The organism is Rhodococcus sp. A14 (assembly GCF_011603105.1).
Taxonomy (GTDB): domain Bacteria; phylum Actinomycetota; class Actinomycetes; order Mycobacteriales; family Mycobacteriaceae; genus Rhodococcus_F; species Rhodococcus_F opacus.
Genome location: NZ_JAAOQS010000328.1, coordinates 1 through 436, shown reverse-complemented (window position 1 = coordinate 436; position 436 = coordinate 1). Strand labels below are relative to the sequence as shown.

Below are 436 nucleotides of genomic sequence, written 5' to 3'. Positions count from 1 at the left end.
CATCTCCACCGCCTCGATGTTCGTGGCGGCGGCCGCCGGCGCGCGCATCGCCAAACATGGCGGACGCGGCGTCAGCTCCAAGTCGGGCAGTGCCGATGTGCTCGAAGCGCTGGGCGTGAACATCATGCTCACGCCCGAGCAGGTGGCCGAATCGATCGAAACGGTCGGCATCGGCTTCATGTTCGCGCCCAACCACCACCCGGCCATGAAGAACGTCGCCCCGATCCGCAAGGAGCTGGGCGTGCGCACGATCTTCAACATCCTGGGGCCGCTGACCAACCCGGCCGGCGCGCCGAATATCCTGATGGGCGTGTTCCATCCGGACCTGGTCGGCATTCAGGTGCGCGTGATGCAGCGGCTGGGCGCGAAGCACGCCGTGGTCGTCTACGGCAAGGACGGCATGGACGAGGTGTCACTGGGTGCCGCCACGCTGGTC

At 67.2% G+C, this 436-nt stretch carries 1 protein-coding gene; it reads left to right on the top strand.

Annotated elements, in window-relative coordinates:
- On the top strand, positions 1-436 hold a 436-nt coding region (trpD, locus tag G9373_RS45695; protein ID WP_167121414.1), incomplete at both ends, for an anthranilate phosphoribosyltransferase.